This is a genomic window from Microbulbifer rhizosphaerae (assembly GCF_014191725.1).
Classification (GTDB): Bacteria; Pseudomonadota; Gammaproteobacteria; order Pseudomonadales; family Cellvibrionaceae; genus Microbulbifer; species Microbulbifer rhizosphaerae.
Genome location: NZ_JACHWZ010000007.1, coordinates 197408 through 219890 on the forward strand (window position 1 = coordinate 197408; position 22483 = coordinate 219890).

General features: G+C 56.9%; 20 protein-coding genes. 5 read left to right on the forward strand and 15 right to left on the reverse strand.

The genetic code is table 11. The features are described 5' to 3' along the window. Nucleotides 1-59: 59 nt before the first annotated feature. Entirely contained in the window at nucleotides 60-224 is a 165-nt protein-coding gene (locus FHS09_RS09400; protein WP_183459147.1) for a hypothetical protein, read from the reverse strand. A gap of 525 nt (nucleotides 225-749) precedes the next feature. Between FHS09_RS09400 and FHS09_RS23240 the strand changes: the two genes are divergently transcribed. Both FHS09_RS23240 and FHS09_RS09410 read left to right on the forward strand, forming a co-directional pair. Then, a complete protein-coding gene (locus FHS09_RS23240) occupies nucleotides 750-4076 on the forward strand; it encodes a DNA methyltransferase (RefSeq protein ID WP_183459149.1) in 3327 nt (1108 codons plus the stop codon). A gap of 9 nt (nucleotides 4077-4085) precedes the next feature. After that, nucleotides 4086-7529 (forward strand): DEAD/DEAH box helicase family protein, encoded by a 3444-nt coding sequence (locus FHS09_RS09410; protein WP_221191895.1) that lies wholly within the window; start codon nucleotides 4086-4088, stop codon nucleotides 7527-7529. 87 nt (nucleotides 7530-7616) lie between these two features. Here FHS09_RS09410 and FHS09_RS09415 read toward each other — a convergent pair whose 3' ends face one another. Both FHS09_RS09415 and FHS09_RS09420 read right to left on the reverse strand, forming a co-directional pair. Continuing rightward, nucleotides 7617-8114, reverse strand: coding sequence for a PIN domain-containing protein (locus tag FHS09_RS09415; RefSeq protein WP_183459151.1), 498 nt, complete (start codon nucleotides 8112-8114; stop codon nucleotides 7617-7619). After that, on the reverse strand, nucleotides 8089-9183 hold the full coding sequence (locus tag FHS09_RS09420) for a helix-turn-helix domain-containing protein (RefSeq protein WP_183459153.1): 1095 nt from the start codon (nucleotides 9181-9183) through the stop codon (nucleotides 8089-8091). The genes FHS09_RS09415 and FHS09_RS09420 overlap by 26 nt, the downstream gene beginning before the upstream one ends. Nucleotides 9184-9535: 352 nt before the next feature. On the opposite strand from FHS09_RS09420, the gene FHS09_RS23110 reads away from it, so the two are divergent. Further along, nucleotides 9536-9658, forward strand: a complete 123-nt coding sequence (locus tag FHS09_RS23110; protein ID WP_268778230.1) for a hypothetical protein — start codon at nucleotides 9536-9538, stop codon at nucleotides 9656-9658. Between the two features lie 117 nt (nucleotides 9659-9775). On the opposite strand, the gene FHS09_RS22795 is transcribed toward FHS09_RS23110, so the two are convergent. Together FHS09_RS22795 and FHS09_RS22800 are read right to left on the reverse strand one after the other, a co-directional pair. After that, a complete protein-coding gene (locus FHS09_RS22795; protein ID WP_343057456.1) occupies nucleotides 9776-10372 on the reverse strand; it encodes a slipin family protein in 597 nt (198 codons plus the stop codon). A 51-nt stretch (nucleotides 10373-10423) separates the two neighbouring features. Next, nucleotides 10424-10930 (reverse strand): SPFH domain-containing protein, encoded by a 507-nt coding sequence (locus FHS09_RS22800; RefSeq protein WP_246394720.1) that lies wholly within the window; start codon nucleotides 10928-10930, stop codon nucleotides 10424-10426. 15 nt (nucleotides 10931-10945) lie between these two features. On the opposite strand from FHS09_RS22800, the gene FHS09_RS09430 reads away from it, so the two are divergent. Further along, nucleotides 10946-11269 carry a hypothetical protein gene (locus FHS09_RS09430; RefSeq protein ID WP_221191896.1) on the forward strand — a complete coding sequence of 108 codons (324 nt, stop codon included), beginning with the start codon at nucleotides 10946-10948 and terminating at the stop codon, nucleotides 11267-11269. Nucleotides 11270-11636: 367 nt separating this feature from the next. On the opposite strand, the gene FHS09_RS09435 is transcribed toward FHS09_RS09430, so the two are convergent. The 10 genes from FHS09_RS09435 to FHS09_RS09480 form a co-directional block, all read right to left on the reverse strand. After that, nucleotides 11637-12584, reverse strand: coding sequence for a hypothetical protein (locus tag FHS09_RS09435; protein ID WP_183459155.1), 948 nt, complete (start codon nucleotides 12582-12584; stop codon nucleotides 11637-11639). A 16-nt stretch (nucleotides 12585-12600) separates the two neighbouring features. Further along, complete coding sequence (locus FHS09_RS23245) at nucleotides 12601-13698, reverse strand: DUF3696 domain-containing protein (protein WP_183459157.1); 1098 nt, start codon at nucleotides 13696-13698, stop codon at nucleotides 12601-12603. After that, on the reverse strand, nucleotides 13695-14825 hold the full coding sequence (locus tag FHS09_RS09445; protein WP_183459159.1) for a DUF262 domain-containing protein: 1131 nt from the start codon (nucleotides 14823-14825) through the stop codon (nucleotides 13695-13697). Before FHS09_RS09445 ends, FHS09_RS23245 begins: the two co-directional genes overlap by 4 nt. Before the next feature lie 413 nt (nucleotides 14826-15238). Then, complete coding sequence (locus FHS09_RS09450; protein WP_183459161.1) at nucleotides 15239-17005, reverse strand: DUF885 domain-containing protein; 1767 nt, start codon at nucleotides 17003-17005, stop codon at nucleotides 15239-15241. Between the two features lie 129 nt (nucleotides 17006-17134). Next, on the reverse strand, nucleotides 17135-17503 hold the full coding sequence (locus FHS09_RS09455) for a helix-turn-helix domain-containing protein (protein WP_183459163.1): 369 nt from the start codon (nucleotides 17501-17503) through the stop codon (nucleotides 17135-17137). A gap of 17 nt (nucleotides 17504-17520) precedes the next feature. Beyond that, nucleotides 17521-17823 carry a type II toxin-antitoxin system HigB family toxin gene (locus FHS09_RS09460; protein ID WP_183459164.1) on the reverse strand — a complete coding sequence of 101 codons (303 nt, stop codon included), beginning with the start codon at nucleotides 17821-17823 and terminating at the stop codon, nucleotides 17521-17523. Between the two features lie 204 nt (nucleotides 17824-18027). Next, nucleotides 18028-19035 (reverse strand): fumarylacetoacetate hydrolase family protein, encoded by a 1008-nt coding sequence (locus tag FHS09_RS09465; RefSeq protein ID WP_183459166.1) that lies wholly within the window; start codon nucleotides 19033-19035, stop codon nucleotides 18028-18030. Further along, a complete protein-coding gene (locus FHS09_RS09470) occupies nucleotides 19032-19589 on the reverse strand; it encodes a VOC family protein (RefSeq protein WP_183459168.1) in 558 nt (185 codons plus the stop codon). The genes FHS09_RS09465 and FHS09_RS09470 overlap by 4 nt, the downstream gene beginning before the upstream one ends. Beyond that, nucleotides 19589-20680, reverse strand: coding sequence for a 4-hydroxyphenylpyruvate dioxygenase (gene hppD, locus FHS09_RS09475; protein ID WP_183459170.1), 1092 nt, complete (start codon nucleotides 20678-20680; stop codon nucleotides 19589-19591). The genes FHS09_RS09470 and hppD overlap by 1 nt, the downstream gene beginning before the upstream one ends. 242 nt (nucleotides 20681-20922) lie before the next feature. Further along, a complete protein-coding gene (locus FHS09_RS09480) occupies nucleotides 20923-21180 on the reverse strand; it encodes a hypothetical protein (RefSeq protein WP_183459172.1) in 258 nt (85 codons plus the stop codon). 229 nt (nucleotides 21181-21409) lie between these two features. Here FHS09_RS09480 and FHS09_RS09485 point away from each other — a divergent pair, with 229 nt between their 5' ends. Continuing rightward, nucleotides 21410-22390: a calcium/sodium antiporter gene (locus FHS09_RS09485; RefSeq protein ID WP_183459174.1), complete on the forward strand. Its 981-nt coding sequence runs from the start codon at nucleotides 21410-21412 to the stop codon at nucleotides 22388-22390. Nucleotides 22391-22483: the final 93 nt, after the last annotated feature.

Genomic DNA, 22483 nt, shown 5'->3' on the forward strand with positions numbered 1-22483 from the left:
CGGAAGCGGGAGGAGCGGCTTGGCGGCCCCTTCGAACCACTTAGAGAAGGGAGAGCAAATCAACGGGCCAGGAGCAGATCCGGGAAGCGACGCTTGCGGGCTTTCAACCGCGCCTCGATCAGCTTGCTTGACTCGCCAGTCTCGATTGCGCTAGAGCTGGCTACAGAGCGGCGGATTTGATTCAGGCTGACTTTGCGAATGACGGACTTGGGCCGACGGGTCATGGTCAATCTCCTTAATAGCTTAAGAATTATACCAGAAGGGGCCTAAAAAACCTAAAAAGTGCCTCCACACTCATCCCTCTCTCACAATGCCATAGAGACACCCATTTTTGTTGAATCAGGCCACTGGCTCTGGCGCCATCCTTCCCTCAGAATAAGCCCCATTTTGCAAAGACCAAGCTCAAACGGCTAGGCACAAGAACGAATACAAGGAACCAAGGGCCCCATGACCGACCAACCCCTCAGCTCCAACAGCACCTCAGCTCCAACAGCACCCAGGTACACAAGGCCGAACAGCGCCGCGAACAGTTTGCCGAACTCCTGCGCGAGATGTTCCAGCTCAACCACCCGGAACTGGATTTCGGCCTCTACCGCATTATGCACGCCCGCAAAGACGACATTAACCGCTTTATCGAGCGCGACCTGCCGCGCGTCACCCGCGAGGCCTTCGCCAACTTCGCCTCCAGCGACAAGGCCGAACTGCAGAAAGAGCTCGACAAAGCCATCGCCGGTGCCCAGGCCCTGGAAGTGGACCCGGACACCCTGCCCAAGGTACAGCAGCTCAAGACCCAGCTGAGCGACGGCTTTGACCTGGCGCGGGAGGAGGGCGAGGTGTACGACGCCCTGGTGACCTTCTTCAACCGCTACTACGACGAGGGGGATTTTCTCTCCCGCCGGGTGTACAAAGACGGCACCTACGCCATCCCCTACCAGGGCGAAGAGGTGGTGCTGCACTGGGCCAACAAGGACCAGTACTACATCAAAAGCAGCGAGACCCTGCGCGACTACAGCTTCCGTCTCAATCCCCACACCAGTGAAGCCGAGCCCGATCCCCTGCGGGTGCACTTCAAACTGGTGGACGCCGAGGCCGGTGCCCAGAACAACAACAAGGAGAGCGACAACGGCAAGCGGGTATTTATCCTCGACGCCGAGCAACCGTTCGAGCTGATTCAGGGCGAGCCCAACGAAGATGGCCAGCAATTCGAGGAGCTTCAGATTCGTTTTGTGTTCCGCGCCGCCACCCAGGAGGACTGGAATAGCAACGCCGCGATTCAGGCCGAACTGGCCAAAGCCACCGCCGCGGCAAAGAAGAAGCCGCCGGTACAGGGGGGGCTGGTGGCCAGTGCCACCGCCTGGCTGCTAAGCGGCGACAGCGGCCTGTCGGAGCCCTGGCGCCAACTGCTGGCTCAGCCCTACACCAAGGCCAACGGCGAACAGGCCGACTACAGCCGCCTGCAGGGCCAGCTCAACAACTACACCAAGAAAAACAGCTTCGATTACTTTATCCACAAGGATCTCGGCGGCTTTCTGAATCGCGAGCTGGATTTTTATATCAAGAACGAGCTGCTCGACTGGGCCGACCTGGCTTCCCTCAAAAACAACCCCACGCGCCTGGCGCCGCTGCTCAGCAAGATCGAAGTGATCCGCAAACTGGGCGAGAGCATTATTGCATTTCTGGCGCAGCTGGAAAATTTCCAGAAAAAGCTCTGGCTCAAGAAGAAATTTGTTACCGAAACCAACTATTGCATCACCCTCGACCGCCTGGCCGAACACACGACACTGCTGGAACAGGTGTTTTCCAGCGAGGTGCAGCTGCAGGATTGGCAGCAGCTGTACAAACTGGATCTGGCGCAGCTGGAGAAAGACTACACGCAACAGGACTGGCCGGAATTTCTCGCCCAGCCCCAATACCGCTACCTGATGCTGGATACCCGCCACTTTGACGAAACGTTCAAGGCGCAACTACTGGCGACGATCGAAGATCTGGACGCGCAGTGTGACGGGCTGCTGGTGCATTCGGAGAACTTCCAGGCACTGAATCTGTTGCAGGAGCGCTATCGGGAACAGGTTAAGTGTATTTATATTGATCCGCCATATAACACCGGTGGCGATGGGTTTGCCTACAAAGATCAGTATCAGCATTCCACCTGGCTATCGATGATACGAGGTCGCTTAGGTGCCGCACACAATTTGCTATCTAACGATGGTGTACTTTTTTCTAGTATTGATGGCATAGAGCGTCCCAATCTAGAGCAAGCGCTAAATCAAGTGTTTGGCGAGAAAAATCATATAGAAGAGATAATTTGGGTCCAAAATACAACTAAGAATCAGTCGCCAACTTATTCAACCAATCATGAGTATATTGAGGTCTTCTCAAAGAATAAAGAAGAAGCCAAAAATGATTGGCTGATGTTTCGGGAAGGAAAGCCCGGATATAAGGAAATCATAGATCTGCTAGAAGAGCTAAACCCAGATTATCCATGCGTAGCAGAGATTGAATTAGCACTTAAAAACCTTTTTAAAAACCACAAAGAAGAAATTTTAAAAAAGGGAAAGAGTGCTATCGACGAGTGGAAAGGAATATACAACTACAACCGAGCTGAGTACCGAGATAGCAACGGCAAGTATGTTTCTGAAGATCGGGCTCGCACTGAAAAAGCTAATATATGGGTTTGGCGCGAAGATAATCCGTCCATGCCTCAAATTAAACAGGACTCACAAAAACCTGAATTTAAGGATCCGAATGATCCTGCCTATCGATTTTACCAGCCCATACACCCAACGACAGGGAAACCTTGCCCTTCCCCTAAAAGGGGGTGGAGCTGGCCCCTTAACCCCCTAGGTCGTCAAAAAAATTCCTTCAATGATCTTAAGAGGGACCACAGAATTGCTTGGGGAGAGGATGACAATAAAGTGCCCCAAACGAAACGTTTTTTACATGAAGTAGAAACTAATGTCGCCAAATCAACAGTTATCGATTTTTCGGATGGGGAAAAGGAGCTAACTGAAATATTTGGAAAGACCAGAACATTCGCTGCCCCGAAGCCAACATCCATAATTTCTAGATTTGTCCAGCACTGTAATGTTCAGACGAGCCAATTAGTATTAGATTTTTTCTCTGGTTCAGGCACTACGGGGCATGCCGTAATGACAATGAATCAAGCTGATTTTGTCGGTCGAAAGTTTCTTCTTATCGAGATGGGAAGCCACTTTGATGCCGTCCTTAAGCCGAGGCTCCTGAGAATTGGTTACACCACTCACTGGAAAGGTGGCAAGCCACAATTGCAGGAAAGTGGTCTTACACACTGCTTTAAGTACCTGCGCCTGGAAAGCTACGAAGACACCCTCGGCAATCTGGCCCTGCACCGCGGTAAAGGCCAACAGGAACTGTTGCAGGCCCACGAAAATTCTGAGCTGGACGCCGCCCGCCAGAGCTATGTGATGAACTATATGCTGGAGGTGGAAACCCGCGGTTCCGCCTCGCTGCTCAACACCAAGCTGTTTACCGACCCCACCGCCTACAAGCTGGACGTGCGCTCCGCCAGTGGCGACGAAACCAAAGCCGTGCGCGTAGACCTGCTGGAAACCTTCAACTATCTGCTGGGGCTGACCGTGGAGCATATCGCCGCGCCGCTCTGGTTTGATGCCGAAGTGAGCCAGGGGGAATACGGCCGCTGGCAGGCCCAGGTCAGCCGTGTCAGCGCCGAGGCGCTGGCCGGCAAGAGCAAGACCGAGCGTAAGCAGCTGTGGTGGTTCCGCACCGTGTACGGCACCAATCGCGCGGGGCAGAAGGTGTTGGTGGTGTGGCGCAATCTGCCGTCGCTGATTGCCGGGGAGGAAAAGGGCCTGCTGCTCGACAACGCGGTACTGGATGCGGTATTGATCGAAAAGCTGAATATTCGCCTCACCCAAAGCGCCGACGACGAGGTGGATATCCTCTATGTGAACGGCGACCACAATATTGCCATCCCCAAAAACCGCCACGGCGAGCCCATGGAAGAGGCCCGGCTACAGCTGATCGAAGAGGCTTTCCACCGGCTGATGTTTGCCGGGACCGAAGCGGCAGAGCACTAAGGGGGCAGCATGGCAGCAGCAATGAAAAAGCCCACGGCAAAGGCGCCCGCAAGCAAAAGCGGCGTGCGCGGCAAAAAAGCCAAGAAGCAGACGCTGGAGTTCCGCCACCACCTGGTACTGACCCAGTGGCTCTTCTCCCTGTTCGGCTTCGAGTCCGTCTCCGGGCGCTACCCGGTGGATAAACACAACCAGCGCGAGGCGGCCACCCTGGAGGCCTTCCGCGACCGCTTCCAGCTGATGGGGGATGTGACCGGCCGTAATGGCGATGGTGTGCACCGGATTGTCGAGGCCATTATCCAGAATTACGACAACGGCCCCGGGCAGATTGCCACCAGCCAGATCAAGCTCACCGAGGAGCAACTGCTGGACTACGACCGCCATATCAAACAAATCACCGACAGGATCAACCTGGGGCGCCAGACTGCCGGGGAGACGCCGCTGGAGTGGAAGTACTTCCAGTATCTGGCGCTGTTGTTCACCGAAATCTACCTGGACTACTTTTTCACCCGCCCACAGGAATTGCTGGAAGCCCTGAACGAGCAGATCCAGCGCTGGAACCAGCACTGGCTGGATGAGCGCAACTACGGCCACAAGCCGCTAAAGCCGCTGAATGCGGACGACGACCTGTGGCCGCAGCTGGCCCGTATCGCCTTCTGGAGCGCCACCGGTTCCGGCAAGACCCTGCTGATGCACGCCAATATCCAGCAGTTCCGCTACTACCTGAAGCGCTTCGGCAAGGCGCGCAATATCAACAAGATTATTCTGCTGACGCCGAATGAGGGGCTCACTCGCCAGCACCTGCAGGAGCTCAAAATATCCGGCATTGAGGCCAGCGAGTTCAGCGCCCGCGGCGGGCAGGACGACTTGTTTGCGCAAAACCCGGTGTTGGTGATCGATATCAACAAGCTGCGCGACAGCGAGAAAAACAAGACCGTCGCCGTGGACAGCTTCGGCGCCAATAACCTGCTGCTGGTGGACGAGGGCCACCGGGGTACCGCCAGCGGCGGCGGCACATGGCTGGACTACCGGCGCAAGCTCTGCGCCAGGGGATTTTCCTTCGAGTACTCGGCCACCTTTGCCCAGTCCAGCGGGCAGCACGAGAACCTGCGCCAGATCTATACCAAGTCGATTCTCCTCGACTATTCCTACCGCCATTTCTATAGCGACGGTTACGGCAAACAGTCGCAGATTCTGAACCTGGAGAAAAACCTGGATGGCGAGGACGAGTACCGCTATCTGGTGGCGTCGCTACTGAGTTTTTACCAGCAGCTGCGCCTGTTCGACGACCAGCCCGACCTGTTCAAGCGTTTTAACCTTTACCAGCCACTGTGGGTATTCGTCAGCTCCAAGGTAACTGGAAAGTCCGGCGGCTTGAATGCGGCGGAGGCGACCGATACGGTCAAGGTTCTGCAGTTTATCGACCGGGTACTCAGCCAGCGCGAGGCGACCGAAAAAGCCATCGAGCAGCTGCTGAACAAAGGCATGGAAACCGCCGGTGGCCGCAACCTGCTGGACGGGCGCTTCAACTACCTGAAAGAACTGGATCAATCCGCTGCGGATTTGTATTCAGATATTCTGGAGCGGATTTTCCATACCAGCGGCGGCCGCCTGTATATCGAAAACATCACCGGCGTGGCCGGCGAAATCGCCCTGCGCGGCGGCGTTTCCGATACACCTTTCGGGGTCATCAACGTAGGCGACGACAGCAAGCTGGTGAAGCTCTGCGAATCCCACGATCTGCTTACCCAGGACGCCCGCTTTAGCAGCTCGCTGTTTAACACCATTAACAGCGACGACTCCCAGATCAATCTGCTGCTGGGCTCAAAGAAATTTACCGAGGGCTGGAGCAGCTGGCGCGTATCGAATATGACGTTGATGAACGTCGGCAAAAACGAAGGCGCGCAGATTATTCAGTTGTTCGGCCGCGGCGTACGCCTCAAGGGATTCCAGACCACCCTGAAGCGCTCCACGGAACTCATCAATGAACTCAAGCAGGCGGAGCTGGAGCGCCCGCGGCATATCGGCATTCTGGAAACTCTGAACCTGTTTGGGGTGAAAGCCGATTACATCGCCCAGTTCCGCAAGGAGCTGGAAGATGAGGAAATTCCGGTCAACCACGGCCTGATCGAGTACGAGCTGCCGCTGGCGCCCATGAAAGACCTGCCCGACAACCTGCCGGTTATCCGGCTGAAGCCGGCGGTAGCCGGCAAAGCCATCGGCGGCGCCGGAAGCGCCTTTGTGGAGTTGGCCGAACAGGTGGAGCTATTGCCGCCGGCGGAATTTCTTTCGCGCGGCGAGCAGGGCGCTTTTAACTATTTCTGTAATCCTCCTCGTGTGGAGCTGGATTTTTACCCCCGTGTCGGTGCCTTTTCCACAGATACCCAGGGTGAGCGCCAGGTAAAACGGAAAACACAGCGCTTTACCAGCGCGCACCTGGCCGTACTGGATATTGAGGCGCTTTACTTCGATTTGCTCGCGTTCAAGCGCGACCGCCGCTGGTCCAACTTGACGCTCTCTCAGGACCGCATCGTCGAGCTACTCTCGGACGACGGCTGGTACCAGCTGCAAGCACCGGATTCGGCAATGGCCCTTGGCGATCTTGGCAAGTTGCCCCTGTGGCACGAGATGGCGGGCGCGTTGCTGCGTAAATATTGCGAGATGTTCTACGGTTATCGCCGCAAACAGTGGGAAGCCGATAAACTCGAATACCGGCCGATTACCGAAAACAACCAATATCTTTTTGGCGTCAGCGAGCAATCGCCCCACGGCAGTTATACATTGACCCTGGATTCCTTGCGTCACGATTCACTGATCAAGCAGCTGGATAACCTGCGCACTCATATCCTCAACGAAGATGTGGCGCAGTGGAAAGACAAAGTACTGGACGGCCTGGAGTTCCTCTGGTGCGAGCGGCATTTCTATCAACCACTGGTGGCCGCGACGCAAGGACTGGATTTTCAGGTGAGCCCGGTTTCCCTGAACAAGGGGGAAGCGCAATTCGTCAAGGATCTGCAGAAGGCCTGGGAGCAGGATGTCTTCAAAGGCTTTGAGTTGTACCTGCTACGCAATCAAAGCGGCCAGGGCGCCGTCGGCGCGTTTATCGACGGCGGGTTTTACCCGGACTTTATTCTCTGGCTAGTGCGCGATGGAAAGCAACACGTGATATTTGTGGACCCCAAAGGGCTCCGCAACCATACGCCATCTAGCCCGAAAGTGAAATTCCACAAAACCATCAAGGATATCGAAGCGGGACTTATTCAGAATAATCCGGCCAACAGCAATATCCAGCTGGATGCCTTTTTGATCTCCAATACCCCAAAGGCCACACTCCTTGGAGATTGGCGTGATGAGAAGGGAAATCCGGTCAGCGAACAGCAGCTGGAAGACTGGAATATTCTGTTTGAGCAAGATGAAGAGGCAGCGATCAGGCAGATGGTGCAGAAAATTGCCTAACTCAGCCGGCTGACTTTTGCCGATATCCAACCTGGTTTAGCCCATTAAGACCATCCGGGGCGCCGAAAATTACGGCGCCCCGGATAGTCAATTTTCCCCGGCCCAGGCTTCGATTCGGGTTTCACATTCGGCGTCAGGCAAACGCGCTCCGCAATCGAGTATCGCCTGTAATGATTCGGCGAGGTGCCGGCCATCCAGCAATTTGCGCTCAAAAAGCTGATCTATCAACCAGAGCGTACCCCGTACATCCAGATTTGCCGCTTTTCCGGATTTACGCAGCGCGCCATCGCCGGTCAGTAGCGTCCAACCCTGCTTATCGGCGACGTAATAACAAGACACATCGGCTAGCGACGAGTTACCTAACTTTCCCCTCAAGGCATAAAGCCCGGTGACTTCCTGGCCGCTCAATTCCACAACTTGAAGCCCCAGGTTGACAAGGTCCGCCCCAGGCGGTTGGCGCAGCTCGTGGTGAACGAAGTCAGTCGTCACAAATTCAAAAGGCAACTGAAGCACCAGCTCCAACAGGCCGCCGTGGTGTAAATCTATCCAGATGTTGGTATCAGAGACCAGAACCTTCGTCGACATCCTGGTCTCCGTCATCTGGCCCTACATTGGCAATTACTTTTTCTATTTCTTCCAAACCGGTATTCAACAGCTCCGCTGCCCGGGATGGAGTTACCAGCTCCTCCGCCAATGCACGGTATACCAACTGCCGCAATCTAAATGATTCCTCACTTTCAAGGGGCTGCGGCTCACTCTTTCGCCAGCCACGACTCGACCAGAATCGGAAAGTGGACTGATAAACGGCCTGAGTGACGATGCTCAGATCGTAAAGCCGGCGCAGAATGGCCTGAATGGAAATACTCCATTCCCGCTTGGCCAACAAGTACTCATCTATAAAGATCCGGCCGCGGTGCTCCCCGAACGCCTCAATCACCTGCTCCCGTGGAAACAGGAATGCGCCGGCGAAACGGTGGCACAGCTTTTCTTCGATATCGGTACTGTGGATTTCTTCTGGAAAACGCATGACCAGGTGGCCGAGCTCGTGGGCCAGATTGAACCGCTGCCGTTCTCCAGGCCTTTCCAGGTTGGATACGATGGCAGCATCTCTACCGTTGTTGATCTCGGTGCAGAGACCATCGAACCGCTCGTGCGCCTTCAAACCAAGGACCTTGACCCCGTGTTCCTCGAGGGTTTCGGTCAGGTTGGCAATCGGGTTGGTACCCAGCTTCCACTGCTGGCGTATGGTCTCGGCGGCTTTTTCCGCCTCTTCCGGGGTTTCCACATCTATAGAATGCAGCCACACGCGGGCCCCCAACCCCTCCGGCTCCAGCTCAAACAGTGACTCTGCAGCCAGGTAGCGCTCCAGGTGCTCCCGCACCTGTTCCTTGACCGAATCCTGCTGGCGCTTGCCAAAAGTAGAGTGCTTCCGGAAGTCCACACTCCCGAGTACCACTTCACTCTGGCGGAAAAAGTACTCAGGCTTTACCCCAAGAACATCCGCCAGCTTGATCAAACGGGTGGAGTTTGGCGCATCTTTCCCTTTTTCATACTTGGAAAGCGCCTGCTTGGTGATATCCCCCAGCGCGTCCGCCACCTGCTGGAGAGAGAGCCCTTTGAGGATGCGCGCGCGCTTGATGCGTTCATGCAACATACCTGCCTCCAGACACGACAACTGTCATTTCATTGTAGTTATAATCAACTTCAGGTTGACGATTTTACGAATAAATTGACATTCGTCAACTTCGAAAATAAGCTAATCCCATTGCTGACACGACTATGTGATCTAGCTAACAAAATTAGGGAGGGGTAGTGGGCTGGAGGCCCGAAAGATTCCCGGCTCGGGTTGCCGCCCAAGCCGGGAGGTGCGCAAAAGAAGCGGACTCACCATGGCGGCCCGCCTCTCTCTAACGCTTGCAATCTTGCCATTGCAGGGCGAACTCTAGACTCCGCCCCGCAATTAATCAAGCTGGAGTTGCCAAGGCCATGCTGCGGAGATTGAGCTCATGGCACGCAAAGACGCTGACTATGAAATCATTTTCCGCCCTTACATCCGGAAAAACGGCAAGATCATTCGCCCCAAAAAGGGCAAGGTCTTCCCGATCCGGGTGCCTAAGCGGCGGCGTTAAAAAGTAGGCGGAGGGCTTGTCCCTCCGCCTACTTCCACATCATGAGCCCGGCCCAAATTGAGCTATCAACGGGAAATTTGGCTGCCAAGCAGCCCCCCCCTGCGAGCGGGCCACTTATCAGGAAGAGCCAGAAGGCTTCAATTTGACCAAGTTGTTCAAAACACCCTCTAGCCCACCATAAACGTATATCTTATCAATCCGCGCGGTCACCCGCTCCAGCGCCTCGAGCTCCTTAAGGCGCATCAGAACCCGGTTGTTTTCCATCATCTTGGCGGTGTTATGCAGAGATCGCATCGCCTGGGTTTCCTCCCGGCGCTTGATCAGGTTGGCTTCGGACTCCTTCTGGGCCTCCACCACCTGGTTGAGGATCTGCTTCATATCACCCGGCAGAATGATGTCTTTCACTCCAACGGTAGCGATTTCGATGCCGTATTGCGCCAGCTTTTCGCGTACATCCCTGGCAATGCCGAGGTTCAGACTGTCTTTGTCTTCCAGCAGCACATCGAGACTCTGTGTACCCACCACCTCGCGCAGGCGCAGCTGGAGTTCGCGGTAGATGAACTCGGCATACTTGCCCAGCTTCAGCACGGCCTTCTCGGGGTCCAGTACCCTGTAGCTGGCGCTCAGGTTGATGCGCAGGCTGACACGGTCTTTGGTCAGGATTTCCTGGCCGCTGACTTCCACGGCCTGCAGGCGCAGGTCCACCAGCTGCACGCTGATTGACCGGTTGCACTTCCAGAAGCCGTAGCTGCCGGGGCGCAGCTGTTATTCCAGCTTGCCGTTAACCGTCAACAGGCCCAGGTGTTCATCCGGTACTTCGGCATAGTGAATTGCGGACTTCGCTGCTGCGCTTTTGCTCGCTTTCGAATCGCGGCCGAGCAGGCTGACGAGCTTTTCGTCCAGGGTGTAGTCCTCGCTGATATCGATGATATCGACGCGAACTTTCTCGACTCCTTTCCACACAGACAGAAAAGTGCCTGGCGTCAGGACATTTACCAGATGCCCGTCGCGATACAGCAGTCCTACTTGAGTATCGCTCAGCTCGTAACCTTCCAGATAGGGTTCCAACTTTTCAGCATGTGTGTTGAGCAGAAACTTGGCATTGGCGCGTTCGAACAATACGTCGCTGATATCGTGGGTCTCAACGCGGGTTTTACCGGCCAATTGCATTATGCGATGGCGGCCCGGTTCGAGGACACGTATAAACCGGTTTCTGCGAAACAGGAATGCACGTTCGTTATCTGCAACGTCCACACATTTCCATATAATCATTGTACTTCTCCTTACTTGCATACCCAGATTACTTCTGCAGTAAATGAAGAGATCAGCCGGTTAAAACGCAAATGGCAGACCGACACCGATATTGAATACAGCCCGAAACCCGAAATCGAACGCGTGTTAGGCGCTGGTAGCGGCGAGGAAATGGATTACTACGACCAGTTAAAACTGGCCGCATTGATCGAGATCTGCAAAAACTCTAATTCGATGGCAGAGGCCGGAAGAAGGCTGTTCAACGTAAGCCGGAAGGCGAAGAAGTCGAACAATGATTCCCACAGGGTCAAGCAGTTGCTCGGTAAGTACGGTATAAAATTCGAAGATCTGACAGCGTAGGGTAGCCCCTACTTCGAGAACCGTGATGCCGAGGATCCAGCGGGTGGCCGTCCTGGCCCAGTATGCTGTGAGCATATTCGGCGAATCGGTTGCGGCGCTGACGGGTGCCCAACATCAGAGCTTGGCGGCTGTCATGCCGGCGTAGCTGCCGCCGACAATCACTACATTATGGATCGCCATTCTGTTATCTCCTCATACGGGTGAAATCCGGGCGTTTTTCGTTCAGCTTTGAGTTTCGCCGCAGGAGACGATCGGGCTGGCCTTGCGCCCTGGTGGGAGGAAGCAGCACCCATCGACATCAATCAGTTTGCATGCCGATAAAGCGGCGCTAGTGATCTATTCAACCACGAACCCCACGGGTAAAACCTCAGCTCTTGAACCTGACCGTTGGCAAATGATCACCCACATAGCCAATATGAACCGTTTGTTCATTCACAATCGGAAAGAAATAAATTCGCTTGTTTGCCGCCATCAACTTTGAATGCAGTGAGAAGCGGCGAACTTCTCCGTCCAGGCACCCGAATTCCCTACGCTGCCCGTACATTTCCAGGGTTGGCTGAGACTCCGTGGACCAGCTTATTCCCCGTGGGGCGAATGCGCCGCTCTCCAGGTCCTTCATGGTTGCATTCAAGACATCAAGGTGCCGGACAATTTCCGGGAAATAGGGTTCAGAGCCGGTCATCGCCATCAACTGACTTTGCGCGGATTTTCCGAAGGATAGACTCGGGAAGAACAGAGGCGCCTTCTCCAGCAACGCGGGACCGCTGGATATATCCAGGAACAGGCTTTCCCTGAGACTGTTCCGGTGTGTTTCAAGGTGCTCTAACGAAGCGAGGTTGACCACATTGATCTGGCTTTCTTCTTCTCCGACATCATCGGCCTTATAGAAGCTGACCACCAAACTATCGTCGGAAAACGCTGGGTCGGCGTCCAGGGAAACCGTGCAGGTATTCCACAGGGAAGCGAGGCCCAATCCAAAAACCTCGGTGCCCTGGAACTTATACTCGACCAGAAAATCGTCCTGCGCATCCTCCAAGAGGTCCTCGATGTAAGGTCCTTTTGACGCGGCTAACAGGAGATTTCTTTGCAGATCACGATCCGTATCTATGCTTCTATCAATGGCCCAGTTTTTTATCGTGTAGCCTGTCGATATCGTGCGCGTGGCAAAATCCCGCGTTACCCGTAACTGGTTGGAAAAGCCGATTTCACTCAATTTCTGAATCAGCAGCGACATCCTTTCCATTGCAGACGCGGCGTCCTGCCTTGAGGTGTAACAGGTACCGGCGGAAACCTCATTAAATAATTGATCCTTCATGAAATTCACCAGCCCTTTAAAGCAGTTCCGCCAGGCCTTTCTCCCACTCGTCAAAGAAGCCGTCCGGCCAGAAATCCAGGCGTCCATCGGGATTGATTTTCGGTGACGTCAGCGATGTGGATTGTTGGCCTGTTTCCCGCTGGAAAAAGTTCAGGGCGACTTCATCTCCCTTGATAACGCCGTTTTTCACTGAGATGCGAATGCCATTGAGCACATGATCGCTGTGCGTCTCGATAATGATTTGCACCCCCGCCGCCGCCACTTTGCCCAGAAATTTGCCAATGGCCACCTGGCCCTTGGGATGCAGATGCGCCTCCGGGTTTTCAATCAGTATCAGGCTGCGCGGGCTTGCGGTCAGGCAGGCGACAAAAATCGGCAGGCCGTAAGTCAGGCCGAAACCGACGTTGGTGGGCCGGTATTTATCACTGGGAATTCCCGACCGCACAAAGGAAAATTGCAGGCTTACCAGGTCCATGCGTGGATGTTGGTCCAGGTGAATCCTCGGGGTCTGGCCGATTTCCGACAGCCACATCTCCACCTGCGCCCTGACTTCATTGATTTCCGGCAGATCCTCATGCAGGAGGCTTTTCAGGTTGAGGGGTTCACGCTCCTGGGTGGCCAACAGGTGGGCGCAGTACTCGCCCGCGTTGCCGATGGTATTCAGCTTGCCGCGCGTGTCCAGGTTGGCGCTGAACACGGTTCTTGGCCCGATGCGTTCGGCTTTCAGGTAGAAAAAATCGTCGTTGTCGATCAGGCGGCTCGGCCCTTTGATTTTGCCTTCCACAGCGCCATCGAGCTGTTGCGCACCGTTCTTGTAGCGGAAGGCCCAATCCAGATTTTTGCCGTTCTCGGTCATCGATAAAACAATCGGCTCTTCATCATCAGCGCCTTCGTAGAAGACATCATCCGCATAGCCCAGCTCTACCAGTGGGCCATTGAGTTGCGCGGATTGATCCCCATTCGCGGCCTTCAAGGATTGCCGCAACAGCAACATGGACTGCATGCACGAGCTTTTTCCCATGCCGTTGACGCCGGCGAGTACGGTCAGCGGCCTGATTGGAACCTTGACATCCTCAAAGCATTTGAAATTCCGGATTGCAATCTGCTCGATCACGACAAACACCCCTGGACCAGCTCTTCAATTCTGGCAAAGCGATATTGTATTTTTTTCACCGAACCCGTGCCCTGCGATATGGATGCTTCAAAAGTCTTGTCCTCATTCATAAGGGACCGGAATTTTTCCCGCACCACTTCGCGCTCCGCTATCAGCTTGCCGCTATCTTCCTCATTTAGCGCACCGAGTGTTAGCGACCAGGTCTCAAATAGGGCTTTGTTGATCGGGTAACGAGTCTCATTTTCCCGGTAACGCTTCCTGAAGGCGTCGTTGGCGAATATTTCCCTGGCGGTTGTCATTGCCCGCCTGAATCGCTCTGCATTTTCCTCCAGCACGCCCTCTGCCTCATTGGCGGCACGCATGGCGGCGTGGAGGAACTGGTCAAAATTGTCTGCGCTGTATTTCTTCGGGGAAAACAGGTTGAACGCCAAGAATCGCAGCACACACTCCCGGTCGTCCATTCTCCTGGAGGCAACACCATTGTCCGTGGCCATTTTGAAATGATCCGATTCGGCGAGTGTTTCCAGCCACTGGGTAACGGCGCCCTGGTTGAGAGCGTGGCGAATTTCCTGGGCGCTCAGTGGCTCGCCGCCGGTATTGATTCTGCGGAAAATATCGAACTTCACGTCCAGCGGAGTTCCCGGCTGAATCAGGTGGAGGATGATATCCGTCTCTTCGATTCTGCGCCTGAAGCTCCTGGGCAGGCCGCTGAACTTCTTGCCTTCGTAATCACTCAGAAATTCCAGGCCGGTGAGGGCGAACTCCTCGTCGATGGCAAACCTGCGGATGGTGGTCAGGCGCTGCAGGCCATCCACCACCAACCAGCGGCTGTCATCCGTGGCGTCCATATAAAACGCCGGCAGGGGGATGTTGATCAGCATGGACTCGATCAGGCGACTCTGAGCCTTGTTACTCCAGATACCCGAGCGGCGTTGAAAACCCGTCTTGAGATCGATTTCATCGTTTTTGATACGCTTGATCAGCGTGTCCATCTGGGTGTTTTTTGTCTCCACCCGGATTCTGCTGCTATCGAACGGGGTGGTGATGCCGGCTTCGTCATTGCTGGTGTCAGCACCGTCCAGGCAGACATCCTGTTCATTCACCAGAACCTTGGAAATCTCGCTCATCCCCTGTCTCCCGAATTCATTCTCATGTCTTTCACTTCATTGATTTGCGAGGCGAATCCTGGTCCGGAGGGTGGGTGCGCAGCGACTCAAGACTCCCCATTGGTGGCCGCCAGATTATCAAAATGCGCCGGCGTTCGATATCTATATTACCCCGCCGGCCAGTAGAGGCGAATCAGAGGCTGCAAAGCTGCGACCTTCAAGATCGAAGACCTCGTAGTGCGCGACCACCAGATCGGCCAAGTCATCTATATCAACCAGGGTAACGGGGACCGTTGCTCGCCCGGCTTCGTAGCAAGCTTACGCATCATGATGTTGCCAGATGGAGAGGTAGTACGCGAATATCGGGTGGAGGCTTGAACGATAAATAAAGGGGCCATCGCCATATGGGCGGCCCCAAAAATTCTCTGTGTTCGTTATTTTTTCGATTGGGTGATAAACCGCTCCATCTGCGCTTCCAGCATTGACAGCGGCAGGGCGCCATTGGTCAGCAGCGCGTCGTGGAATTTCCGCAGATCGAACTGATCCCCGAGCGCCTTCTCGGCCCTGGCCCGCAGTTCGCGGATCTCGATCTCCCCCATCTTGTAAGACAGCGCCTGCCCCGGCCAGGAGATATAGCGGTCCACTTCCGCGCGCACGTTGGCTTTTGACAGAGAGGTGTTGTCGGCGAGGAAGTCCAGGGCCTGCTGGCGGGTCCAGCCCTGGGAGTGGATGCCGGTGTCGATCACCAGCCGGGCGGCGCGCCACATTTCGTAGCTCAGGCGGCCGAAGTGTTGGTAGGGGGTGGTGTAGATGCCCATCTCTTTGCCCAGGCGTTCCGAGTAAAGGCCCCAGCCCTCGCCGAAAGCGCTGAGGTAGAGGTTGCGGCGAAAGTCGGGGGCGTTTTCCAGTTCCTGGGACAGGGCGTTCTGCAGGTGATGGCCGGGGACGGCTTCGTGCAGGGTCAGGGCCGCCAGTTCGTACAGGGGGCGCTGGTCCAGGGCGTGGGTGTTGAGCCAGTAGGCGCCGCCGCGGGTACCGCCAATGGCGGCGGGGTTGTAGGAGGCGGTGGTGTAGTTGGGGGCGATTTCGTCCGGTACCGGCACTATGCCGTAGGGCAAGCGCGGCAGTTTGCCGAAGAATTCCGGCAGGCGGTAGTCGATGCGCTTGGCGATATAGGAGGCTTCTTTGAGCAGTTCCTCGGGGGTTTTGGCGTAGAACTGCGGGTCGGTGCGCAGGAATTTGGTGAATGCCTTGAAGTCCCCATCGAAGCCGGATGCCTTAATCAGTTCATCCATTTCCGCGCGGATGCGCTGCACTTCGGCGAGGCCGATTTTGTGGATTTCCGCCGGGTCCATATCCTGGGTGACGTAGGTCCGGATGGTGTGGCGGTAGTAGGCCTTGCCGCCGGGCAGCTGTTCAGCGCCTAGGGTTTCGGTGGCGGCCCGCATGTAGTCGCCTTCGAGGAAGTCTGCCACGCGGGCGAAGGCGGGGATGGCGGTTTCTTTTATGGCGCGCTCGCCGGCTTTACGCAACCGCTGTTGTTCCTTTTGCGGAATGGACGCGGGTATATTCTCAAATGGCTCGTAGAGGCTGCTCCTTTTCGGGTCGCTGTAGACCTGGGCGCGCACCGTCGGCGCTATGCCTTCGACGACGATTTTCGGTAGCACGAAACCGCTTTTGATTCCCTCGCGCATATTGGCGATGTTTTCGTTGAAGTAGCGGTCGAAATCCCGAATCCGCGCAATGTAATCCTGGTAATCGGCCGTCCGGTTCATAGCCAGGCCGTCGCTGGCATCCAGTGCCGATGTGTAAAAGCTGTAGAAGGTGTTGAGGGGAATGCGGTCGAGGAAGAGTTCGTTGGATTCAGTGGAATTGCGCAGCACCCAGGCGAGCAGATCCCGATTCACCCGATCCGACTCGCTCAGCTGGGCCCCGTCGATTGCTTCGAGGCGGACGAGAAACTGTCTCTCTTTCTTCAGGCGCCGCGCGCGGTCTTCGGGGGCGACGGCCGGCAGGCGGTCGTTGTAGTCGGGCACCCCCATGCGGCCCGCCATGATCGGGTCTTCTTTGAGGCTGAACTGCCAGTGGTCGTCGATGATGCTTTGCAGTTGTTCAGTGGCGGTGGCAGCCCAGGTGGTGGAGGCCAGCAGGCAGATGAATAGAAAGAGAACGGACAGAAAATTGAGTGGCCGCAATGCCATCGTTTTGTACTCCATTTTATTGTTCGGGCATTTCTATTGTTTGTTGCGTAGGGTATGCCTGCACGGGAATATCGGTGGATTGAATTGGTTTCGGGATGGTGCACGCGGCGCACCCTATGGCGTTGGCGCTCAGGCGCGGATCTTCGATGGTTTAATCAGGGATTCCGCTGGGATGCCCAGCTCCTGATTCAGTTTCCAGATCATCTTCAGGGTCAGCGCGCGCTTGTGGTTCAGGATCTCGTATACACGGTTGCTCTTGCCTATCATGGGTTCCAGGTCTTTGACGGTGAGCCCCTTCTGCTCCATTTCAAACTTGATGGCCTCCACCGGATCGGGGAAATCCAGCGGGTAGTGCTTGGTTTCATAAGCTTCCACCAGGGTCACCAGCACATCCAGCTGTTCACCCTCCGGGGTATCCGGCTCCGCCGTCATCAGGCTTTCGATCTCTTTTAACGCCGCGCGGTAATCGGCATCAGTTTTGATCGGTTTGATGTCCATAGTTATTACCTCCACCACTAAATGGTTTGCACATCTATCTGATCGTACTGGGCGTGGGTGCCCAGGAAGCGGATATACACCACCCGATAGGCATAGTTGATCCACACCACCAGCCGATACTTGTTACCGGCTATGTTGAACACCACCCGCCCATCCTTGAGGATGCTGGCATTCCTGAAGTCCTGTTTGACCTCGGACGGGGAGGCCCAGTCGGCCTTCAGCGTATGCCGATACCACGCCAGGGTGGGCTCGATCGCATCGGCGTAGGCGGGATTGCCTTCCCAAAATGCCTTCAAGGTGGATAGGGCGATTATTCTCATGGAGTGAAGGTTAGTCCCAATTTGGGACTAAAACAAGAGTTTTCTTTTGGAACAGGCCGCGGTCGAGAAATCACTAAAGTGATCCGATTCATTCCGTAGCGCGGGATATGGACCACTTCCGGCAAATTGGTCGTTGTGCTCAGCCCAACCTACACAAACATGCCCGCGCTGATTGGCCCGTGGGGCAACCCCCACAGGACAAATTTAGGCCTGCTGAACCGTCTGCTCAATGCGCCCGAAAATGGACCGGCCTTTTTCGTCCAGCATCTCGATGGCAACCTGATCGCCAAACTGCATGAAAGGCGTAGTCGGCTTGCCGTCCTCAATGGTTTCGATCATGCGGATCTCGGCGATGCAGCTGTAGCCGACGCCGCCCTCGGCAACCGGCCTGCCGGGGCCGCCGTCCAGTTTGTTGGACACGGTGCCGGAGCCGATGATGGTGCCGGCGGCGAGCTTGCGGGTTCTGGCGGCGTGGGCGATCAGTTGGCCGAAGTGAAAGGTCATGTCCACGCCGGCGTTGGGCTCGCCGAATTTTTTGCCATTCAGGTGGGAGACCAGTGGCAGGTGCAGCTTGCCGTCCCGCCATTTGTCACCGAGCTGTTGCGGGGTGACGCACACCGGGGAGAAGGCGCTGGAGGGTTTGGACTGGTAGAAGCCGAAGCCTTTAGCGAGTTCAGAGGGGATGAGGCCGCGCAGGGAGACGTCATTGACCAGCATTACCAGCTTGATGTGCGCGAGCGCGTCTCCCGGGGACACCCCCATGGGCACGTCGTCGGTGATCACGGCGATTTCCGCTTCGAAGTCGATACCGAAGCCCTCGCTCCGCGGCATCAGGATCGGTTCGCGCGGGGCCAGGAAGGTGTCGGAGCCGCCCTGGTACATCAGCGGGTCGGTCCAGAAGCTCTCCGGCATTTCCGCGCCCCGGGCCTTGCGCACCAGTTCGACGTGGTTGACGTAGGCACTGCCATCTGCCCAGTGGTAGGCCCGCGGCAGGGGGGAGTGGCACCGGGCCTGGTCGAAGGCTTCGCCCCGGATTTCACCGCTCTCCAGTTGCGCGTGCAGCGCTTCCAGGTCTGCCGACGCCGCGGGCCAGTTGTCCAGCGCACTCTGCAGTGTCGGCGCGATTTCGGCGGCGGAGGCCATGCGGGTCAGGTCATTGTTGACCACCACCAACTGGCCGTCGCGGCCGGATTTAAGACTGGCTAACTTCACTGTGCCTCCCCTTCAGTCGGTATAAATTCTTCCTCGCCGTGCATCCACGCGGCGTGTCTGGGTGCTTTTTTGGTTCTGGACCACTCCTCGAGCATGTCTTCCGCCACCCGCTTCAGCTCTTTGTGCATACCCGGCCTGGCGGAGTTGGCAGCCAGCTCGATGCGGTGGCCGTTGGGGTCGAAGAAATAGATGGATTTGAAAATGGTGTGGTCCGTCGGGCCGAGTACGTCGATACCGGCGGCTTCCAGTTTGGTCTTGGCCGCCAGCAGTTCGTCCATGCTCTCCACCTCCAGGGCGATGTGCTGCACCCATTTGGGAGTGCTTTCGTCGCGGCCCATCTCCGGGGAGTTGGGCAGCTCGAAGAAGGCCAGCACATTGCCCATGCCCGCGTCGAGAAACACGTGCATGTAGGGGTCAGGTTCGCCGGTGGAGGGCACCTTGTCTTCGGCGATGGCCAGCTGGAAGTCCATGCCGAGGAGATCGCGGTAGAATTCCACAGTCTCCCGGGCATCCCTGCAGCGGTAGGCCACGTGGTGAATGCGTTTTATTGCCATCAGGCCCTCGCCTTCTCTTCTTTCTTGATTGCGCCGCGCTGCAGCTGGTCGCGCTCGATGGACTCGAACAGGGCCTTGAAGTTGCCCTCGCCGAAGCCCTCGTCCTCTTTGCGCTGGATAAACTCGAAGAACACCGGGCCGAGCATGTTGGCGGAGAAGATCTGCAGCAGCAGACGCGGCTGGCCGTCCCCGGTGGTGCCGTCCAGCAGGATGCCGCGGGATTTCAGTTCGCCGGTGGGCTCGCCGTGGCCGGGCAGGCGCTCTTCCAGCATTTCGTAGTAGGTCTCCGGCGGCGGGGTCATAAACTCCATGCCGCGGGCCTTGAGCCTGTCCCAGCAGGCGAGCAGGTCGTCACAGGCGAAGGCGATGTGCTGGATGCCCTCGCCGTTGTATTTCATCAGGAACTCTTCGATCTGGCCGCCGCCACCGGCGGCCTCTTCGTTCAGGGGGATGCGGATCTTGCCGTCCGGCGCAGTCATGGCCTTGGACAACAGGCCGGTGTACTCGCCCTTGATGTCGAAGTAGCGGATTTCGCGGAAGTTGAACAGCTCGGTGTAGTAGTTGGCCCAGTACTCCATGCGGCCGCGGTAGACGTTGTGGGTCAGGTGATCCAGGGTGTGGAAGCCGCAGCCCTGCGGGTGGCGGTCGACGCCTTCGAGCCACTGGAAGTCGATATCGTAGATGGCTTCGCCTTCCCGGTAGCGGTCGATCAGGTACAGGGTGGCGCCACCGATGCCCTTGATCGCCGGCAGGTGCAGTTCCATGGGGCCGGTGGCTACGTCGACCGGCTGGGCGCCTTTTTTGAGCGCTTCGCCATAGGCGAACTTGGCGTCTTTTACCCGGAAGGCCAGGCCGCAGGCGGAGGGGCCGTGCTCCTGCGCATAGTAGTAGGCGTGGCTGTTGGGCTCGTAGTTGGTGATAAAATTGATATCGCCCTGACGCCACAGCTCCACGTCTTTGGACCGGTGCCGGGCGACCTTCTCGAAGCCCATGGCCTCGAATACGGTCTTGAGGATGCCTTTCTCAGGAGCGGTAAACTCCACAAATTCAAAGCCGTCGAGGCCCATGGGGTTTTCAAACAAATCGGACATTCGGCCCTCCCTTTTTTCTCTCATTGCACCGCTGTAGGGGCGCGGCAGCAGACTCATTAGTTTCAAGTGCAACCAATTTAGTTACAATTGCAACTACAGTCAAGAGGGGCTGAATGCGGGATCTCGCCGCCTATCTGCAGCGAACTGGCGGAACCCGACCGCGCAGCTCTGCCACCGGCCGGGAGGAATCGCGGGCGGTTTTGCGGATGCTATTGCCCGGCGCTCAGGCCGCGTCGGAAAATCTATTCGTGCTCCACACCACAGCTGCCGGTGTCGGACCTGCAGTCTCCACCCTCGTGAAAAGCACCCCTTATCTCATCGCACTGCTCCTTGGTAACCGGGCTCGCGCAGGATGTTTCCGTTCTCTGGCAGCAGCCGGTAGGCGCCCCGGCCCTGCCCTGTTGTTCGTTTTTCCGCTGGTCATCCGGTGGAGCACAGGCCGCAAACAACACGGTCAATGCGAATACCGCCAGTACTTTGGCGGAAGCCTTTACGCTCATGGGTACCTCCTCTCGGGTACATATCGGCACCCCGCACCGGCGGGGCTATGGGTTACCGGCACCGGTCATACTCGACCGGATATGTATTCACTGTAGTCCAGCAGCGATTTGCCCTGAATCGCAAATACGCCCTTTCTGAATTCCGCTGAGCCGTTACAATCGGCCCCCGTTTGCCGGGCCCGCGTCGCGGAGCCGCCCCACCCCGAGTTCACTGACTACAGGACGCCCTATGATCCTCGCCGCCCTCGCCATCGCCGCCGGTTTCGCCCTGCTGATCTGGAGCGCCGACCGCTTTGTGGAGGGCGCCGCGGCTACCGCGAAACACGCCGGTATGCCGCCCCTGCTGATCGGCATGGTGATCGTCGGTTTCGGCACTTCGGCGCCGGAGATGGTGGTGTCGGCGATGGCGGCCCTGGACGGCAGCCCAGGCCTGGCGCTGGGCAATGCCTACGGCTCCAATATCGCCAATACCGGGCTGATCCTGGGGTTCACCGCGCTGCTGATACCGCTGACGGTGCACTCCAAAATCGTGCGCAAGGAGCTGCCGCTGCTGCTGGCGATCAGTTGTCTGACCGGCGCTTTCCTGTGGAACGGCAGCCTGGAGCGCTGGGAGGCGCTGGTGCTGCTGCTGGGCTTCTTCGGTCTGGTCGGCTGGTCCATTTTCTCCGCCCTGCGCGGTGAGGGCGACGACCTCGGCGAGGAGATGGAGAGCGAGTTGGAAGCCCACACAATGACGCTGCCGCGCGCGCTCTTCTGGCTGGCGGCGGGCCTGGCGCTGCTGATCGTCAGCTCTCGCATCCTGGTATGGGGCGCGGTGACCATTGCCGAGGCGCTGGGGGTCAGCGACCTGATCATCGGCCTCACCATCGTCGCCCTGGGCACCTCGCTGCCGGAGTTGGCGGCCACGGTGATCGCCGCACGCAAGGGCGAGCACGATATTGCCATCGGCAATGTGGTGGGTTCGAACATGTTCAACCTGCTGGCGGTGGTGGGGATCGCCGGCGCTATCGCGCCCATGTCGAACATACCCGCGGAAGTGCTGACCCGGGATTGGCCGATGGTGGTGGGGCTGACGGTGGCGCTGTTCGTTTTCGGCTACGGCCTCCGCGGTCACGGACGGATCAACCGCTGGGAGGGCGGCGCGCTGCTGCTGGCCTATATCGTTTACAACGCCTATCTGGTGATGACGATTACGCGGGCGGTGTCCTAGTGTCCTATCTGATATCACTATTTAATACCAGATAGGACACTAGCAGTTATTTGTAGGAGCGGCCGCTGGCCGCGATCGATTTCGCTTCGTAGT

What these genes read in the sequence shown, in the direction of transcription:
- FHS09_RS09400 (WP_183459147.1), bottom strand. Translation starts at nt 224, where the DNA reads ATGACCCGTCGGCCCAAGTCCGTCATTCGCAAAGTCAGCCTGAATCAA.
- FHS09_RS09410 (WP_221191895.1), top strand. Translation starts at nt 4,086, where the DNA reads ATGGCAGCAGCAATGAAAAAGCCCACGGCAAAGGCGCCCGCAAGCAAA.
- FHS09_RS09415 (WP_183459151.1), bottom strand. Translation starts at nt 8,114, where the DNA reads ATGTCGACGAAGGTTCTGGTCTCTGATACCAACATCTGGATAGATTTA.
- FHS09_RS09420 (WP_183459153.1), bottom strand. Translation starts at nt 9,183, where the DNA reads ATGTTGCATGAACGCATCAAGCGCGCGCGCATCCTCAAAGGGCTCTCT.
- FHS09_RS23110 (WP_268778230.1), top strand. Translation starts at nt 9,536, where the DNA reads ATGGCACGCAAAGACGCTGACTATGAAATCATTTTCCGCCCTTACATC.
- FHS09_RS22800 (WP_246394720.1), bottom strand. Translation starts at nt 10,930, where the DNA reads ATGATTATATGGAAATGTGTGGACGTTGCAGATAACGAACGTGCATTC.
- FHS09_RS09435 (WP_183459155.1), bottom strand. Translation starts at nt 12,584, where the DNA reads ATGAAGGATCAATTATTTAATGAGGTTTCCGCCGGTACCTGTTACACC.
- FHS09_RS09445 (WP_183459159.1), bottom strand. Translation starts at nt 14,825, where the DNA reads ATGAGCGAGATTTCCAAGGTTCTGGTGAATGAACAGGATGTCTGCCTG.
- FHS09_RS09450 (WP_183459161.1), bottom strand. Translation starts at nt 17,005, where the DNA reads ATGGCATTGCGGCCACTCAATTTTCTGTCCGTTCTCTTTCTATTCATC.
- FHS09_RS09455 (WP_183459163.1), bottom strand. Translation starts at nt 17,503, where the DNA reads ATGGACATCAAACCGATCAAAACTGATGCCGATTACCGCGCGGCGTTA.
- FHS09_RS09460 (WP_183459164.1), bottom strand. Translation starts at nt 17,823, where the DNA reads ATGAGAATAATCGCCCTATCCACCTTGAAGGCATTTTGGGAAGGCAAT.
- FHS09_RS09470 (WP_183459168.1), bottom strand. Translation starts at nt 19,589, where the DNA reads ATGGCAATAAAACGCATTCACCACGTGGCCTACCGCTGCAGGGATGCC.
- hppD (WP_183459170.1), bottom strand. Translation starts at nt 20,680, where the DNA reads ATGTCCGATTTGTTTGAAAACCCCATGGGCCTCGACGGCTTTGAATTT.
- FHS09_RS09480 (WP_183459172.1), bottom strand. Translation starts at nt 21,180, where the DNA reads ATGAGCGTAAAGGCTTCCGCCAAAGTACTGGCGGTATTCGCATTGACC.
- FHS09_RS09485 (WP_183459174.1), top strand. Translation starts at nt 21,410, where the DNA reads ATGATCCTCGCCGCCCTCGCCATCGCCGCCGGTTTCGCCCTGCTGATC.